Here is a 15,224-nt window from a genome sequence, read left to right as displayed (position 1 = left end):
ATGTCTGAAGTGACACTGGTCGATATCGAAAAGACCTTCCGCGGCAATGCCACGGTGATTCCCAATCTCAACCTGCAGATCGAGGATGGCTCCTTCACGGTACTCGTGGGGCCCTCCGGGTGCGGCAAGTCGACCCTGCTGCGCATGATCGCCGGTCTCGAAACGGTGACCCGTGGCTCGATCGCCATCGGCGAGCGCGACGTGACCACGGCGGAGCCCAGTGACCGTGACATCGCTATGGTTTTCCAGTCCTATGCGCTCTATCCGCACATGACGGTCGCTCGCAACATCGACTTTGGCATGCGCCTGGCCAAGGTGCCCGTCAAGGAGCGCCAGGCCAAGGTCGAAGAAGCGGCAAAGCTGCTGCATCTCGAGGAGCTGCTCGAGCGCAAGCCGGCCGAGTTATCCGGTGGCCAGCGCCAGCGCGTGGCGATCGGTCGCGCCATCGTGCGCAACCCCGGGGTCTTCCTGTTTGACGAACCGCTCTCCAACCTCGATGCGTCGTTGCGCAACCGCATGCGCGTGGAACTCGCCGAGCTTCACTATCGTCTCGACGCCACCATGATCTATGTCACTCACGATCAGGTCGAGGCCATGACCCTGGCCGATCGCATTGTGGTCATGAACGCTGGACAGATCGAGCAGGTCGGCTCGCCCATGGCGCTCTATCAGCGCCCCGAGACACTGTTCGTGGCGGGTTTCATCGGCTCGCCGAAGATGAATCTGATCGAGGGCCGGATCGCCGAAACCTACGGCGCTAACACGATCGGGATTCGTCCGGAACATCTTGACGTTAGTCGCGATAGCGGCGAATGGCAGGGCTATGTACGGGTCATCGAGATGCTCGGCGCCGATGCTTTCGCCTATGTCGACAGTGAGGCGACCGGCTCGATGATTGTGCGTCTGCCCGGCGATTCCGATTTGCGCCATGGTGACACCCTGTATATGACGCCGCGTCATGAGCTGCTGCACGCCTTCGGCGACGACGGAAAGCGCCTGTCGGATGACGTCGTGCGTCGGCGCACTGATGCCACCAGCCTCGGCTGACCATCTCACGGAGGACGCCATGATGGTTGCTCTCGACAACGGCAAGTTGCGCCTGTTGGTCAATCCGGCCATTGGCGGGGCAGTGGTGCGCTTCGATGCCCTGACCGAAGATGGCCCGGTGGCGCTGATGCGTCCCGGCACCGTCGACGAGCAGGACCCCAACCGGCTCGCCATGTACCCGCTGGTGCCCTGGTCGAACCGCATCTCGGCGGGAGGCTTCGAGTGGCGTGGCCGGCACTATCCGCTGGCGCCCAACCTCGCCGGCGAGCCGTTGCCGATCCATGGCGACGGCTGGCAGCGACCCTGGCGGGTCGAGGGCCAGGAGAGGCATGAGCTGCGCCTGGTGCTGCGCTCGCGCGAGCAGCCCCCCTTCGACTACCGCGCGGAGCTGGTCTATCGCCTCGAGGGCGAGAGCCTGGCGGTCGAGCTCTCGGCCACACACCTGGGCGAGGCGCCGGCGCCCTACGGCCTGGGGCTGCACCCCTGGTTTCCGCGCAGCGCCGACGCGCGCCTCGAGGCACTCGCCGAGGGCGTGTGGGAGGTGGATGCCGCCCAACTGCCCACCCAGTGGCGCCGACTCGAGACGGGGGAGGCGTGGAACTTCTCTGCCCCCTCGGCCCTGCCCGAGGGCAAGATCGACAACCTCTTCACCGGCTGGGGCGGACGGGCGCTGCTGCACTGGCCCGAACGGGGGGTGGCGCTGGAGATGAGCGCCGGACCGGCAGTGTCGCGGTATCTGGTCTATTCGCCCGGGGCGGAGGCCGACTTCTTCTGCGTGGAGCCGGTCAGTCACGCGGTCGATGCCCATCATCTGGGTGCCAGCGAGCATGGCCTGGTCGAGCTGGCGCCTGGCCAGTCCCTGCGTCGGCGCTACCGTTTCCGGGCTTCGTCTATCGTGACTTGAGGATCGAGGCCTGGCGAGCGGTGATGCAGGAGCCTGGGGGGACACTTGACCCTCCCCTCTGAAATGCTTCCTTTATCCATGAGACGAGTATCGACATGATGAGTAACGCCAAGATCACATCCGACCAGCTGCGCTCGCGCGACTGGTTCGACAACCCCGAGCACCCGGGGACCACGGCGCTGTGCATCGAGCGCTACCTGAACTACGGCATCACCCTGGAGGAGCTCACGAGCGGCCGGCCGATCATCGGCATCTGCCAGTCGGGCTCCGACCTGACGCCCTGCAATCGCCACCACGTGGAGCTCGCCAAGCGGGTCAAGGACGGCATCCGCGCCGCCGGCGGCGTGCCCTTCGAGTTCCCCATGCATCCGATCCACGAGAATGCCCGCCGCCCCACGGCGGCGCTGGATCGCAACCTGGCCTACCTGGGCCTGGTGGAGGTGCTGCACGGTTACCCACTCGATGGCGTGGTGCTGACCACCGGCTGCGACAAGACCACCCCGGCGGCGTTGATGGCGGCGGCCACGGTCAATATCCCGGCCATCGTGCTCTCCGGCGGGCCCATGCTCAACGGCTGGCGGGGCAGCGAGCGGGTCGGCTCGGGGACCATCATCTGGGAGCTGCGCAAGCGGCTCGCCGCCGGTGACATCGACTATGCCGAGTTCCTCGCCCGGGCTACCGATTCGGCGCCCTCGGTGGGCCACTGCAACACCATGGGCACCGCCTCGACCATGAACGCCATGGCCGAGGCGCTGGGCATGAGCCTGCCGGGCTCGGCGATGATTCCTGCGCCCTACAAGGAGCGCGCCATGGTCGCCTACCGGACCGGCGAGCGGATCGTCGAGATGGTCTGGGAGGACCTGCGCCCCAGCGACATCCTCACCCGCGAGGCATTCGAGAACGCCATCGTCACCTGCTCGGCGCTGGGCGGCTCCTCCAATGCGCCGATCCACGTCAACGCCATCGCCCGCCACGCCGGCCTCGAACTCGACAACGACGATTGGCAGCACCTGGGCCACGCCATCCCGCTGCTGGCCAACGTCATGCCGGCGGGGGCCTATCTCGGCGAGGAGTTCCATCGTGCCGGCGGGGTGCCGGCGGTCATCAGTGAACTCCTGGGTGCCGGCCATCTGCACGGGGATGTCATGACCGTCAACGGCCGTTCGCTGGCCGACAATGTCCGCGGACGGGAGACCCGCGACGACGACGTGATCCGCCGCTATGGCAATCCCCTGGTCGCGCACGCCGGCTTCCTCAACCTCGGGGGCAACCTCTTCGATTCGGCGCTGATGAAGACCAGCGTGATTTCGAAGGACTTCCGCGAGCGCTTCCTCAGCGACCCCGACGACCCGGACGCCTTCGAGGGTCGCGTGGCGGTGTTCGACGGTTCCGAGGACTACCATGCGCGCATCGACGACCCGAGCCTCGCCATCGACGAGCGCACCATCCTGGTGATGCGCGGTGCCGGCCCCGTGGGCCATCCCGGCGGCGCCGAGGTGGTCAACATGCAGCCGCCGGAGGCGCTGATCCGACGCGGCATCGAATCGCTACCGTGCCTGGGTGACGGCCGACAGTCGGGCACCTCGGGTTCGCCGTCGATCCTCAACGCCTCGCCCGAAGCGGCCAGCGGCGGAGGCCTGGCGCTGCTCGAGACCGGCGATCGCTTGCGAGTCGACCTGGGCAAGGGCGAGGTGCAGCTGCTGATCGATGACGCCGAGCTCGAGGCCCGCCGCCAGAGGCTGGAGGCGAACGGCGGCTACCGCTACCCGGATCACCAGACACCCTGGCAGGAGATCCAGCGCACGCTGGTGGAACCGCTGGATCGCGGCATGACGCTGGAACCGGCGCCCAAGTACCGGGACGTGGCAAGGCTCAGCCCGCCGCGGGACAACCACTGAGGCAGGGGGGTGATGCGATGACGGAGGCACGTATCGAGGTGGCGCTCGCGTTGGGCATGAGCCTGGGCGAGAGCCCGCTGTGGTCGGTGGCGCGGCAGACGCTCTATTGGGTGGATATCAATCGTGGGGTGATCTACGCCTGGCGGCCAGACCACGATGAAGCTCCCACCCGTATCGAGCTGGACGAAAAGGTCGGTTGCCTTGCCCTGTGCGAGGCGGGGCTGCTGGCCGCGACCGCCTCGGGGATCGTCAGGCTGCGCCTGCCGTTCGATGGCCGGACCGAGCGTCTGGCGGACAACCCGGAGTGGCGGGAGGAGGGCGGCAATCGCTTCAATGATGGTCGCTGCGATGCGCACGGCCGGCTCTGGGTGGGCACCATCGCCGCCGACGAGCAGAGCCCCACGGCGGCACTCTACTGCCTCGACCAGGGCCAACTGGTACCACGCCGGTCGGGCATCGGCATCTCCAACGGCCTGGCCTTCAGCCCCGACGGGCATTGGCTCTACCATACCGACTCGCTGACGCGGCGTATCCTGCGCTATCCCTTCGACGTGGCGAGCGGTGGCACCGGCGTGGCGGAGACCTGGGTTGATCTGGAGGCGCTGGGGTTGCCGGGGGTGCCCGATGGCGCCGCGGTGGACAGCGAGGGGCACTACTGGAGCGTGCTCTACGGTGGGGGGCAACTGGTGCGCTTTTCGCCCGACGGGGAACTGGTAGCCGGCGTCGAACTGCCTTGCCCGCACCCCACCATGGTGGCCTTCGGCGGGGCCGACCTGCAGACCCTCTATATCACCACCGCCACCCAGCACCTGGATGCTGAAGGGAAAGCCCGCTGGCCGGCCGCCGGCGGCCTGCTCAGGATGCCGGCCCCGGTGGCCGGGCTGGAGGAGCCCGTCGGTCGCGGCTAGCAGAGGGGGTGGGTGGCGGCAGCCAGCCGGGCCACCACCCCCGGCAGCTCGCTGGCATGTCGGATGCCGATGGCACCCGGTGGGGTGACTTCCTCGTCGGGGAGGCGGTTGAGGTGGATCACCCGCATACCGGCCTCGAGGCCGGCGGCCACGCCCACCGCGGCGTCGTCGATCACCACACAGCGTTCGGGGGGATGGCCCATGGCCTCGGCGGCCTGGCGGTAGAGGCCCGGATCGGGCTTCCACACGCCCAGGGTGTAGGCGCTGAACAGCCGGTCGCCGAAATGCGGGGCGAGGCCGGTGCTCTCCATGGCGCAGCGGATCTTGCCTTCCGGGCCGTTAGAGACCACCGCCTTGGGGTGGGCGGCCAGGGCCCCCAGGGCCTTCGGCATGCCGTCGATGGGCAGCAGCTCGGCGCGCATGCGGGCCTCCATCAGCGCGCGCATCTCGCTCTCCATCTGCTGGCGGCGTTGTTCGTCGAGCGTGGCGTGGCGCTGCTCCAGGGTGAGCACGATGGTGAGGAAGCGGACGCCGCGAAACTCCTCCATGTACTGGTGGGCGGTGAAGGGCAGGCCGAAGCGCGGCAGCACCTCCGCCATGACCTGGGCGAGCAGGATCTCGCTGTCGACCAGGGTACCGTCGGAGTCGAAGAGCAGGCAGAGCGGTGGGGTCATGAGGGCTCCTTTCAGGGGGTGAGGGGCGGCAGGGAGGCTTCGAGTGCCCCCAGGCGGGCTCGGTCGGGGAGGCCTTCCATGTCGCCGACCACCTGAACCGCCTGGGCGCCGATCAGGTTGCCGCGGCGCACGGCCCCCCGGGGCGAGAGGCCATCGAGCAGGGCGCTGACCACGCCCACCGCGAAGCCGTCACCGGCGCCGACGGTATCCACTACCTCGGCCACCGGAAAACCGGCCTGAGTGAAGCTCTCTTCCCGGCCCGCGAGGGTACCACGGTAGTAGCTGCCCTCGGGACCGAGCTTGATGATCACCGCCCTGGCACCCCGGTCGAGATAGTAGCCGGCGATATCGTGGGGCGTCTCGAGCCCGGTCAGGCGCCGGCCCTCTGCCAGCCCCGGCAACACCCAGTCAGCTCTGGCTGCCATGGCGTTCAGTGTCTCGCGCATCTCGGCTTCGCTTGCCCACAGGCTGGGGCGCAGGTTGGGGTCGAAGGAGATGCTGGCGCCGGCGGCGCGGGCATTGTCCAGCATGTGCCAGGAGAGTTCGCGACAGCTCGTGGAGACCGCTGGGGGGATGCCGGTGGCATGCAGGTGGCGCAGGGCGCCGAAGTCGACGCTGAGGGTATCGTCCGGCGACAACCGGCTGGCGGCACTGCCGCGACGGAAGTATTCGACCCGGGGGTCGGCGCCGCCCTCGGCGCGTGCCTTGAACAGCAGGCCGGTGGGGTGTGTGGGGTCGGATGTCAGATGCCGGCAGTCGAGTCCCTCGGCCTCGAGGGTGTGGCGAATGAAGTCGCCGAAGCTGTCGGCACCGACCCGACTCAGCCAGCCGACCGGGAAGCCCAGTCGCGCCAGGCCGATGGCCACGTTGGTATCGGCGCCGGCGATCCGGCGATGGAAGTGCTCCACCTCGGCCAGTGGGCCGGGTGTGTCGGCAACGAACATGGTCATGGCCTCACCGAAGGCGAGGATTTCCGGACTGGCTGCGCTGGCGTGCGTCATGGTCGTGTTCTCTCGGGTGTCGGGACCTTGTGTCGCGGGTCGTCGTGAAGCTCCCGTGAATCAGCGGCGCGTGGAGCCTCGCGAGATCAATGTCGGCTGATAGTGGAGGCGTCGCGGTGGGGCTCGGTGACCGGAAGCTTCCAGGCGTTGCAGCAGGCGGTCGACCGCGGCCTGGCCGATCATCGCCGTGGGTTGGGCCAGGGTGGTGATGCCCGGCGGGACCAGCTCGCACCAGTCGAGTTCGTCGATACCGAGCAGCCCGGTCTCGCCGAGGCGGATACCGAGCCTCTGGAGCGTGCGGGTGACGGCGAGGGTGACATTGCCGTTGGCGCACAGCAGGGCCCTGGGTGGGCGGCCCGGCCTGGCGAGGAAGGTGGTGATCCCGTCGGTCAGGGCGCCCTCCTGGCCTTCCAGTGCCAGGCAGAGCGCCTCGCCCGTCAGGCCACGTTCGCCCAGCCCCTGCCGGAAGCGCTCGAGACGCCGCTGGCGCGAGCTGATCTGCTCCGGCGGCTCGCTGACATAGAGCAACTCGCCGTAGCCCTGGCCAGCCAGGTGGTCGAGGGCCATGTCGATGGCCCCGGCATTGTCGAGGCCGACCACGTCGGCCTCGACCAGATCCAGCTCCCGGTCGAGCAGCACCAGGGGAATGCCCTGGTCGGCCAGGGTGTGGAGTTCGCGGCTGGGTCGACCGGCGACGTTGATCACCAGTCCCTCGACTCGATAGGAGGCCAGCAATGCCAGGCGGGCGCGCTCCTGGGCCGGGTCGTTGTCGGTATTGCAGACCAGCAGGGAATAGCCCTGCTCGCGGCAGGCTTGCTCCACGCCATGCATCACCGCCACCGAGAAGGGGTTGCGGATGTCCGCCACCAGCATGCCGATCAATCGCGAGTGGCCGCCCTTGAGGCCACGGGCCATCTGGTTGGGGCGGTAGCCCAGGCAGCGGGCGGCCTCGGCGATGCGTGCCTGCAGTTCCCGCGAGAGGCGTTCACGTTCACCACTGAAGTAGCGCGACACACTGGTCTTGGAGGCGCCGGCTGACCTGGCGACCTCGAGGATGGTGGCACGTCGTAGCGGCGGCGTGGTGGTCATGATGACTCGATGATCTCCTATGGGAACGTTCCCATTCTAATTCGATCGGGCAGGATCGGCAAGGTGCGGGAGTGAGGCCGGGCGATCGCCGCCCCATCCTCTGTGGCTGTGTCCGCGGGGCCCATGTGTCAGATATCACCACCTCGCGAGGGGAGCTCGGGTGCCGTTTCGGATTCGGGATTTTGTTATAGCAATTTGATTTTAAGGTCTTTTATCTGTTGTTGGCGCAGAACTGGTCCGCTCCCTGCAGTCGTCAGGACGAGCAAGACATGCCGGCCGAGACCTCGACACGCCAAGTGGCAAGCGGACCCTCACCGGCATGACGAGCGAAGCCCCAGGCTTCACAAGGAAACTCAAGCTCAGACTCCATTGGAGGTACGAACATGATGTCCAAGGAATTCCTCAAGAAACTCGGTATCTTCGGTGTTTCTTTCGGCCTGATCGCCAGCCCGCTGGCCTTCGCCGACTTCCACGAGGAAGAGGAGCAGGAAGGCGTTCCCCAGGAAGAGACGGCGCCGGATGCTGGCGGTAATGCCGAAGCGGGTGCTGGCGTCGATAGCACCACTGAGTACGAGAACGAGGAGGAGGAGTTCGAGTACGAGGAGGAGGAGTTCGAGTACGAGGAAGAAGAGTGGGAAGAAGAAGGGGATGACGAAGAGCAGGGTTGGTAAGCCCTGACGCTGCCCACGGACGGGCGGCGGGTTCTCCCATCGGTTGACGTTCCCGGCGTCATCCGCCTCGACCGCCTCCGGCCCCTGCCGGGGGCGGCTTTTTTCGTGCCCGCCTCAGCGCCGGCGCCGTGTCCAGGCCGCCTCGTTGACCAGGCTGATGGGCCGCTCGCCCGTCAGCGCCAGGGTGAGGTTGTCGACGGCGCGCTGTGCCATGGCGTCGCGGGTCTCGTGGGTCGCCGAGCCGATGTGCGGCAGGGCCACCACGTTGGTCATGTGCGGCAGCGGCGATTCCGGCGACAACGGTTCCTGCTCGAAGACGTCGAGGCCGGCGGCCAGGATCTGGCCCTTTTCCAGGGCGGCGATCAGGGCCGACTCGTCGACCACCTTGCCGCGGGCGATATTGACGAAGATCGCCGAGGGCTTCATCCGGGCGAACTCATGGGCGCCGATCAGGTGCACGGTCTCGGCGGTCAGCGGCACCGTCACGCAGACGAAATCCGCTTCGGCGAGCAGGGCGTCCAGTTCGCGACGTTCGGCACCGAGCTCGGCCTCCAGTGCCGGCTTGGGCGAGGCATTGGAGTAGAGGATGCGCATGCCGAAGCCCAGCGCGCCGCGGCGGGCGATGGCCGCCCCGATGCGACCGAAGCCGATCATGCCCAGGGTCTTGCCGTGCACGTCGCTGCCGAAGTGCGGCTCGTCGATGCTCGCCTGCCAGTCGCCGCGCTTGACCAGCTCGGCCAGCTCCACCGCCCGGCGGGCCGCGGCCATGATCAGCAGGAAGCCGGTATCGGCGGTGGTCTCGGTGAGCACGTCGGGCGTATTGCAGAGCAGGATGCCGCGACGGGTCAGTTCCTCCACCGGGAAGTTGTCGTAGCCCACCGAGATGGTGGCGATGGCTTCCAGGCGCGGCGCGGCGTCGAGCAGTTCGGGGGTGACCCCGAGCCCCGCCCCGATCAGGCCGTGGGCCCTGGCCATCGCCTCACGAAAGGCCGGGTCGTCGGCGGAAGCGAGCTCGGGGAAATGATCCACGTGGAAATCGCGGCGCAGGGCCTCGAGGTGGTGGGGCTTGATCCGCCGATAGGCGACGATGCGCTTGGTCATCTGGGGCTCCTGATCGAGGGTGGGCAGTTTCCTAGCCTAGCAGCCTGCCACGAAAAGGGCGGCCACCAGGGCCGCCCGAACTCGCCTGTCGCACAGAGATGCGCGAAGGGATGCGAGGAGATCACTTCACCTTGGGATCCAGCTCGCCGCTCGCGTAGCGCTCGAACATGGCTTCCAGGCTGATCGGCTTGATCCTGGAGGCATTGCCCGCGGTGCCGAAGGCCTCGTAGCGCGCGATGCAGACATCACGCATGGCGGCCACGGTCTCCTTGAGGTACTTGCGCGGGTCGAACTCGGCGGGGTGCTGGGCCAGGAAGCGGCGCACCGCGCCGGTGGAGGCCAGGCGCAGGTCGGTGTCGATGTTGACCTTGCGCACGCCGTGGCGGATGCCCTCGACGATCTCCTCGACCGGCACGCCGTAGGTCTCGGGGATCTCGCCGCCGAACTCGTTGATGATCGCCAGCCACTCCTGGGGCACCGAGGAGGAGCCGTGCATCACCAGATGGGTGTCGGGGATGCGCTCGTGGATCTCCTTGATGCGCCGGATGGAGAGGGTGTCGCCGGTGGGCGGCCGGGTGAACTTGTAGGCGCCGTGGCTGGTGCCGATGGCGATGGCCAGGGCGTCCACGCCGGTCGCCTTGACGAAGTCGGCGGCCTCTTCCGGGTCGGTGAGCAGCTGCTCCATGTCCAGCTTGCCCTCGGCGCCGATGCCGTCTTCCTCGCCGGCCATGCCGGTCTCCAGGCTGCCCAGGCAGCCCAGCTCACCCTCCACCGAGACGCCGCAGGCGTGGGCCATCTCGACGGTACGGCGGGTGACGTCGACGTTGTAGTCGTAGTCCATGGGCGTCTTGCCGTCCTCGCCCAGCGAACCGTCCATCATCACCGAGGAGAAGCCGAGCTGGATCGAGCGCTGGCACACCGCGGGGCTGGTGCCGTGGTCCTGGTGCATGACCACCGGGATGTGGGGGAACTCCTCCACGGCGGCCAGGATCAGGTGACGCAGGAAGGGGGCCCCGGCGTACTTGCGGGCGCCGGCGGAGGCCTGGACGATGACCGGCGAGTCGGTCGCGTCGGCGGCTTCCATGATGGCGCGCATCTGCTCGAGGTTGTTGACGTTGAAGGCCGGGATGCCGTAGCCGCGCTCGGCGGCGTGGTCGAGCATCTGGCGCATGCTGATCAGTGCCATGAAGTGTCCTGTCTGTGAAATCCGATCGATGCCGGCGTGACCGAGGGGCCACGCCGACAGGGGGTATCGAGGGGGGAGGCGGTCTCAGCGCGCGGCGGCGTCTTCCAGGGCCTTCACCGCGGGCAGGGTCTTGCCTTCCACGTATTCGAGGAAGGCGCCGCCGCCGGTGGAGATATAGGAGATCCGGTCGCCGATGCCGTACTTGTCGATGGCCGCCAGGGTGTCGCCGCCGCCGGCGATGGAGAAGGCCGGGCTCTCGGCGATGGCCTGCGAGATCACCTCGGTGCCACGGCCGAACTGGTCGATCTCGAACACGCCCACCGGGCCGTTCCACAGGATGGTGCCGGCGTCCTTGAGCAGGGCGGCCAGGCGGGCGGCGGTCTCGGGGCCGATGTCGAGGATCATCTCGTCGTCGGCGACCTGGTCGACCGGCTTGACCACGGCCTCGGCCGATTCGGAGAACTCGGTGGCCACCACCACGTCGCTGGGCAGCGGGATCTCGACCCGGCCCATCAGTTCCCTGGCCTTCTCGATCAGGTCGGCCTCGTGCAGCGACTTGCCGACCTTGTGCCCGGCGGCGGCGATGAAGGTGTTGGCGATGCCGCCGCCGACGATCAGCTGGTCGCACTTCGCGGAGAGTGCATTGAGCACCTCGAGCTTGGTGGAGACCTTGGAGCCGCCGACGATGGCCGCCATGGGGCGCCTGGGGGCGGCGAGCGCCTTCTCCAGGGCGTCGAGCTCGGCGGCCAGCAGGGGGCCGGCGCAGGCGGTGGGGGCGAAGCGCGCGACGCCATGGGTGGAGGCCTGGGCACGATGGGCGGTACCGAAGGCGTCCATCACGAAGACGTCGCACAGCGCGGCATACTGCTTCGCCAGGGTCTCGTCATCCTTCTTCTCGCCGGCATTGAAGCGCACGTTCTCGAGCAGCACCACCTCGCCGTCGGCCAGGTCCAGGGCGGCGCCCAGGTAGTCCCTGACCAGGGTGACCGGGCGGCCGAGCAGCTCGCCGAGGTGCTCGGCCACCGGGGCCAGCGAGAACTCCTCGGCCGGCTCGCCTTCGGTGGGGCGACCCAGGTGGCTCATCAGCATCACCCTGGCGCCGGCGTCCCGGGCGGCCTGGATGGTCGGCAGGCAGGCCCGCAGGCGGGCGTCGCTGGTCACCTTGCCGTGCTTGACGGGTACGTTCAGGTCCTCGCGGATCAGCACGCGCTGGCCGTTGAGGTCGAGGTCGGTCATCTTGCGCACGTTCATCGGGGCGTCTTCCTCATCTGGAGAAACCGAAGCGGGGTCATGGGGTGGGCGGGGGCATGGCGGCCAGGCGCCGGCTCACGTCGAGCATGCGATTGGCGAAGCCCCACTCGTTGTCGAACCAGCACAGCAGCTTGATCAGGCGGCTTCCCGCCACCCGGGTCTGGGTGGCGTCCACGATACCGGAGCGTGGATCGTGGTTGAAGTCGATGGAGGCCATGGGCTCCTCGGTGTAGCCGAGCAGCCCGGCCAGCCGCGCGTGGCTCTCGGCGCGCAGCAGGGCATTGACCTCGGCGGCGCTGGTGTCGCGTCGCACGCAGATCGACAGGTCCATGGCCGAGACATTGATGGTCGGCACGCGCATGTGCAGGCACTCGAGGCGCCCGGCCAGGTGCGGCATCAGGCGATTGATGCCGCGGGCCAGGCCGGTGTCCACCGGCACGATGGAGTGCATCGCCGAGCGGGTCAGGCGCAGGTCGGTCTGGTGGTAGGCGTCGATCACCGGCTGGTCGTTCATCGCCGAGTGCACGGTGGTGGTCACGCCGTGCTCGATGCCGAGCGCCTCGTCGAGCACGGTGAGCACCGGCACCAGGCAGTTGGTGGTGCAGGAGGCCGCCGAGATGATGCGGTGGTGTGCCTCGAGCACCTGGTCGTTGATGCCGCTGACGATGGTGGCGTCGACGTCGCTCTCCGCCGGCTGGGAGAACAGCAGCCGCCCGGCGCCGGCCGCCAGGTGCCGTTCGGCGGTGGCGCGGTCCTTGAAGCTGCCGGAGCACTCGAGCACCAGGTCGATGCCGAGCTCGGCCCAGGGCAGTCGGGCGGGATCGGACTCGGAGAGCAGCCGAATCGCCCGACCATTGACCACCAGCTGGTCGCCCTCGACCTCCACCCGGCCGGGGAAGCGGCCGTGGGTGGTGTCGTAGCGGGTCAGGTAGGCGATGGTGGCCAGGTCGGAGAGCTCGTTGATCGCGACGATCTCCAGTTCCGGCTCACGCGCCGGTTCGGCGCGTTCGAAGAGGGCGCGCAGCACGCACTGGCCGATGCGGCCGTAACCGTTGATGGCGATGCGATGGGCCATGGTGGTGGTGGAGTCTCCCCGGGCCGTGAAACACGAACCCGCGATTCTAGCGCATTTGCGGCCAGCAGGCCCACCGGTCGAGTCGCGAAAGGCGGTTTCGGCCACCGTGAAGGGGGCGAAAAATTTTGCTTGCGGGGCACTTGAAACGCCATCGAGCGCTCCTATTTTGCAGATTACGGGGGCCTTGTCAGCCCCGACCTGGCCCCTTCCGACAACCTGTCTTCAGCAGGAGGTGGTTGATATGTTCGACGATCTCAGGCGTTTCGATACCGGCCCGTTCCAGGGGCTGGACTGGTTCCGGCAACTGATGGACGAGTTCTTCCCGGAAGGTGGCGTCGCGGATATCCGTGCCGTACCGCGGGGCAGTTATCCGATGATCAATGTCGGTCGCACCGACGACGCGGTTCGTGTCTATGTGTTTGCCGCGGGTCTCTCACCCAGCGACCTCGAGATCAGCATCCAGGACAACGTGCTGACCCTGCGGGGCAAACGCGAGGCGCTGCCGCCCGAGCCGGAAGGCGACAGTCGGCGTCCCTACTTCCGTCGCGAGCGATTCGACGGCGAGTTTGCTCGCTCCATCGCCCTGCCCGAGGGTCTGGATGCCGACCTCTCCGAGGCGCGCTTCCATGACGGGATCTTCGAGATTCACTTGCCCAAGCGCGAGGAACTCAAGCCGCGGCGCATCGAGATCAAGGCGGCATGACGCGAGAGAGATAAGGAGGTGATCTGCCATGAGTGATATCGCCAAACGTGAGGAAGCTCGGGACCTTGCCACCCGCGAACAGCGCGAACCCGCCATGCTGCCGCCGGTGGACATCTACGAGGAGGACAATGCCCTGCACCTGTTGGCCGATCTGCCGGGGGTGAAACGGGAGTCGCTGAGCATCGAGGTGGACAACAATGTGTTGAGCCTCGAGGGCGAGATCCAGGTCGACATGCCCGAAGGCATCTCCGCGACCTATGCCGAGGTGCGGGCGCAGCGCTTCGCGCGCCGCTTCACGCTGAGCCACGAGATCGACGGTGAGGCCATCGAAGCGCGCGTCGAGGATGGCGTCCTGCATCTGGTGCTGCCGAAGAAGGATAGCCACCGGACTCGGCGCATCGAGGTCCAGGCGGCCTGAGCCGAGCGCTAGCCGTCGAGCGCCCACTCCCTGCGGGTGGGCGCTCGCATTTGCAAGGGGGGGTGTCCGCTCGGTAGGGTCCTACACTACGCTGGGAATAGCGTCTTTGATAACCCAAGGAGAGGAACGACATGACCGATATCGCCAAGCTGCTGGGTGACGAGGCCGACGACCTGCTGGGCCACGTCTGTACCGGCTTTCCCGGTGAGCGCCTGCACCTGCCCGGGGCGGACTTCATCGATCGGGTGATGGCCCTCAGCGACCGCCGGCCCCATGTGCTGCGCAACATGCAGGCGCTGTTCGACCATGGCCGGCTGGCCGGCACCGGCTACCTCAGCATCCTGCCGGTGGACCAGGGCATCGAGCACTCGGCCGGGGCCTCCTTCGCCCCCAACCCGATCTATTTCGACCCGGCCAACATCGTCGAGCTGGCCATCGAGGGGGGCTGCAACGCGGTGGCCTCGACGCTGGGCGGGCTCGCCTCGGTGGCGCGGCGCTACGCACACCGGATCCCGATGCTGCTCAAGCTCAACCACAACGAGACCCTGACCTACCCGGCGGTCTACGACCAGACGCTGTTCGCCCAGGTCGAGCAGGCCTTCGACATGGGCTGCGTGGCGGTGGGGGCGACCATCTACTACGGTTCGTCGGAGAGTCGCCGCCAGATCACGGAGGTCAGCGAGGCCTTCGAGCGGGCCCACGAACTGGGCATGGTCACGGTGCTGTGGTCCTACCTGCGCAACCCGGCCTTCAAGAAGGATGGCACCGATTACCACGTGGCCTCGGATCTCACCGGCCAGGCGATCCACATGGCCGCCACCATCAAGGCCGATATCGTCAAGCAGAAGCTGCCCGAGACCAACGGCGGCTACCGTGCCATCGGCTTCGGCCACACCCACGACAAGGTCTACAGCGAGTTGACCTCGGACCATCCCATCGACCTGGCCCGCTATCAGGTGGCCAACTGCTTCATGGGGCGTGCCGGGCTGATCAACTCCGGTGGTGCCTCCAGCGGCGCCGGCGACCTGACCCAGGCGGTACGCACCGCGGTGATCAACAAGCGTGCCGGCGGCATGGGGTTGATCTCCGGGCGCAAGGCGTTCCAGAAGCCGATGGCCGAGGGCGTCGAGCTGCTCAACGCCATCCAGGACGTCTACCTGTCGAAGGACGTGACCATCGCCTGAGAACCATTGCCTGAGCCAGGGTGACGGGAAACGAAGAGGGCACGGCCGATCGGCCGTGCCCTCTTTCGTGACTCGCTGCCAGCGCTCAGGCGTCGAGCAGCTCGTTGGCCTGGG

15 protein-coding genes are annotated in these 15,224 nt (G+C 67.7%); 8 read left to right on the top strand and 7 right to left on the bottom strand.

What is annotated here, in order from left to right; translation table 11 throughout:
• The 4 genes from CR157_RS13615 (at position 1) to CR157_RS13600 (ending at position 4,757) form a co-directional block, all read left to right on the top strand.
• Positions 1-1,047 carry an ABC transporter ATP-binding protein gene (locus tag CR157_RS13615; RefSeq protein WP_110284082.1) on the top strand — a complete coding sequence of 349 codons (1,047 nt, stop codon included), beginning with the start codon at positions 1-3 and terminating at the stop codon, positions 1,045-1,047.
• Between the two features lie 19 nt (positions 1,048-1,066).
• Positions 1,067-1,951, top strand: a complete 885-nt coding sequence (locus tag CR157_RS13610; protein ID WP_110284081.1) for an aldose 1-epimerase — start codon at positions 1,067-1,069, stop codon at positions 1,949-1,951.
• Positions 1,952-2,049: 98 nt separating this feature from the next.
• The gene (locus tag CR157_RS13605) at positions 2,050-3,849 is read left to right on the top strand and encodes an IlvD/Edd family dehydratase (protein ID WP_258364201.1); all 1,800 of its coding nucleotides are present in this window, start codon (positions 2,050-2,052) and stop codon (positions 3,847-3,849) included.
• Between the two features lie 17 nt (positions 3,850-3,866).
• On the top strand, positions 3,867-4,757 hold the full coding sequence (locus CR157_RS13600) for an SMP-30/gluconolactonase/LRE family protein (protein ID WP_110284079.1): 891 nt from the start codon (positions 3,867-3,869) through the stop codon (positions 4,755-4,757).
• Here the strand turns inward: CR157_RS13600 and CR157_RS13595 are convergent.
• Genes CR157_RS13595 through CR157_RS13585 form a run of 3 tightly spaced genes read right to left on the bottom strand, consistent with a single transcriptional unit; the run spans position 4,754 to position 7,521 of the window.
• On the bottom strand, positions 4,754-5,431 hold the full coding sequence (locus tag CR157_RS13595; RefSeq protein WP_110284078.1) for an HAD-IA family hydrolase: 678 nt from the start codon (positions 5,429-5,431) through the stop codon (positions 4,754-4,756). The two genes, CR157_RS13600 and CR157_RS13595, sit on opposite strands and share 4 nt — an antisense overlap.
• An 11-nt stretch (positions 5,432-5,442) precedes the next feature.
• Positions 5,443-6,432: a sugar kinase gene (locus CR157_RS13590; protein WP_110284077.1), complete on the bottom strand. Its 990-nt coding sequence runs from the start codon at positions 6,430-6,432 to the stop codon at positions 5,443-5,445.
• 60 nt (positions 6,433-6,492) lie between these two features.
• On the bottom strand, positions 6,493-7,521 hold the full coding sequence (locus CR157_RS13585; protein WP_110284076.1) for a LacI family DNA-binding transcriptional regulator: 1,029 nt from the start codon (positions 7,519-7,521) through the stop codon (positions 6,493-6,495).
• 383 nt (positions 7,522-7,904) lie between these two features.
• Here CR157_RS13585 and CR157_RS13580 point away from each other — a divergent pair, with 383 nt between their 5' ends.
• Complete coding sequence (locus CR157_RS13580) at positions 7,905-8,192, top strand: hypothetical protein (protein ID WP_110284075.1); 288 nt, start codon at positions 7,905-7,907, stop codon at positions 8,190-8,192.
• Between the two features lie 114 nt (positions 8,193-8,306).
• Here the strand turns inward: CR157_RS13580 and CR157_RS13575 are convergent, their stop codons facing one another.
• The 4 genes from CR157_RS13575 to CR157_RS13560 form a co-directional block, all read right to left on the bottom strand.
• A complete protein-coding gene (locus CR157_RS13575; protein WP_110284074.1) occupies positions 8,307-9,293 on the bottom strand; it encodes a 2-hydroxyacid dehydrogenase in 987 nt (328 codons plus the stop codon).
• Between the two features lie 121 nt (positions 9,294-9,414).
• Positions 9,415-10,479, bottom strand: coding sequence for a class II fructose-bisphosphate aldolase (gene fba, locus CR157_RS13570; protein WP_110284073.1), 1,065 nt, complete (start codon positions 10,477-10,479; stop codon positions 9,415-9,417).
• Positions 10,480-10,563: 84 nt separating this feature from the next.
• Complete coding sequence (locus CR157_RS13565; RefSeq protein WP_110284072.1) at positions 10,564-11,730, bottom strand: phosphoglycerate kinase; 1,167 nt, start codon at positions 11,728-11,730, stop codon at positions 10,564-10,566.
• Between the two features lie 37 nt (positions 11,731-11,767).
• Positions 11,768-12,805 (bottom strand): type I glyceraldehyde-3-phosphate dehydrogenase, encoded by a 1,038-nt coding sequence (locus CR157_RS13560; RefSeq protein ID WP_110284071.1) that lies wholly within the window; start codon positions 12,803-12,805, stop codon positions 11,768-11,770.
• Between the two features lie 241 nt (positions 12,806-13,046).
• Between CR157_RS13560 and CR157_RS13555 the strand changes: the two genes are divergently transcribed.
• The 3 genes from CR157_RS13555 (at position 13,047) to CR157_RS13545 (ending at position 15,110) form a co-directional block, all read left to right on the top strand.
• A complete protein-coding gene (locus CR157_RS13555) occupies positions 13,047-13,508 on the top strand; it encodes an Hsp20/alpha crystallin family protein (RefSeq protein ID WP_110284070.1) in 462 nt (153 codons plus the stop codon).
• Positions 13,509-13,536: 28 nt separating this feature from the next.
• Entirely contained in the window at positions 13,537-13,926 is a 390-nt protein-coding gene (locus CR157_RS13550; protein WP_110284069.1) for an Hsp20/alpha crystallin family protein, read from the top strand.
• A gap of 131 nt (positions 13,927-14,057) precedes the next feature.
• A complete protein-coding gene (locus tag CR157_RS13545) occupies positions 14,058-15,110 on the top strand; it encodes a class I fructose-bisphosphate aldolase (RefSeq protein WP_110284068.1) in 1,053 nt (350 codons plus the stop codon).
• Positions 15,111-15,224 lie beyond the last annotated feature (114 nt).

It is taken from the genome of Halomonas sp. LBP4 (assembly GCF_003202205.1).
Taxonomy (GTDB): Bacteria; Pseudomonadota; Gammaproteobacteria; order Pseudomonadales; family Halomonadaceae; genus Halomonas; species Halomonas flagellata.
The sequence above is the reverse complement of the archived record's forward strand: the minus strand, read 5'-3'. Positions and strand labels throughout refer to the sequence as shown.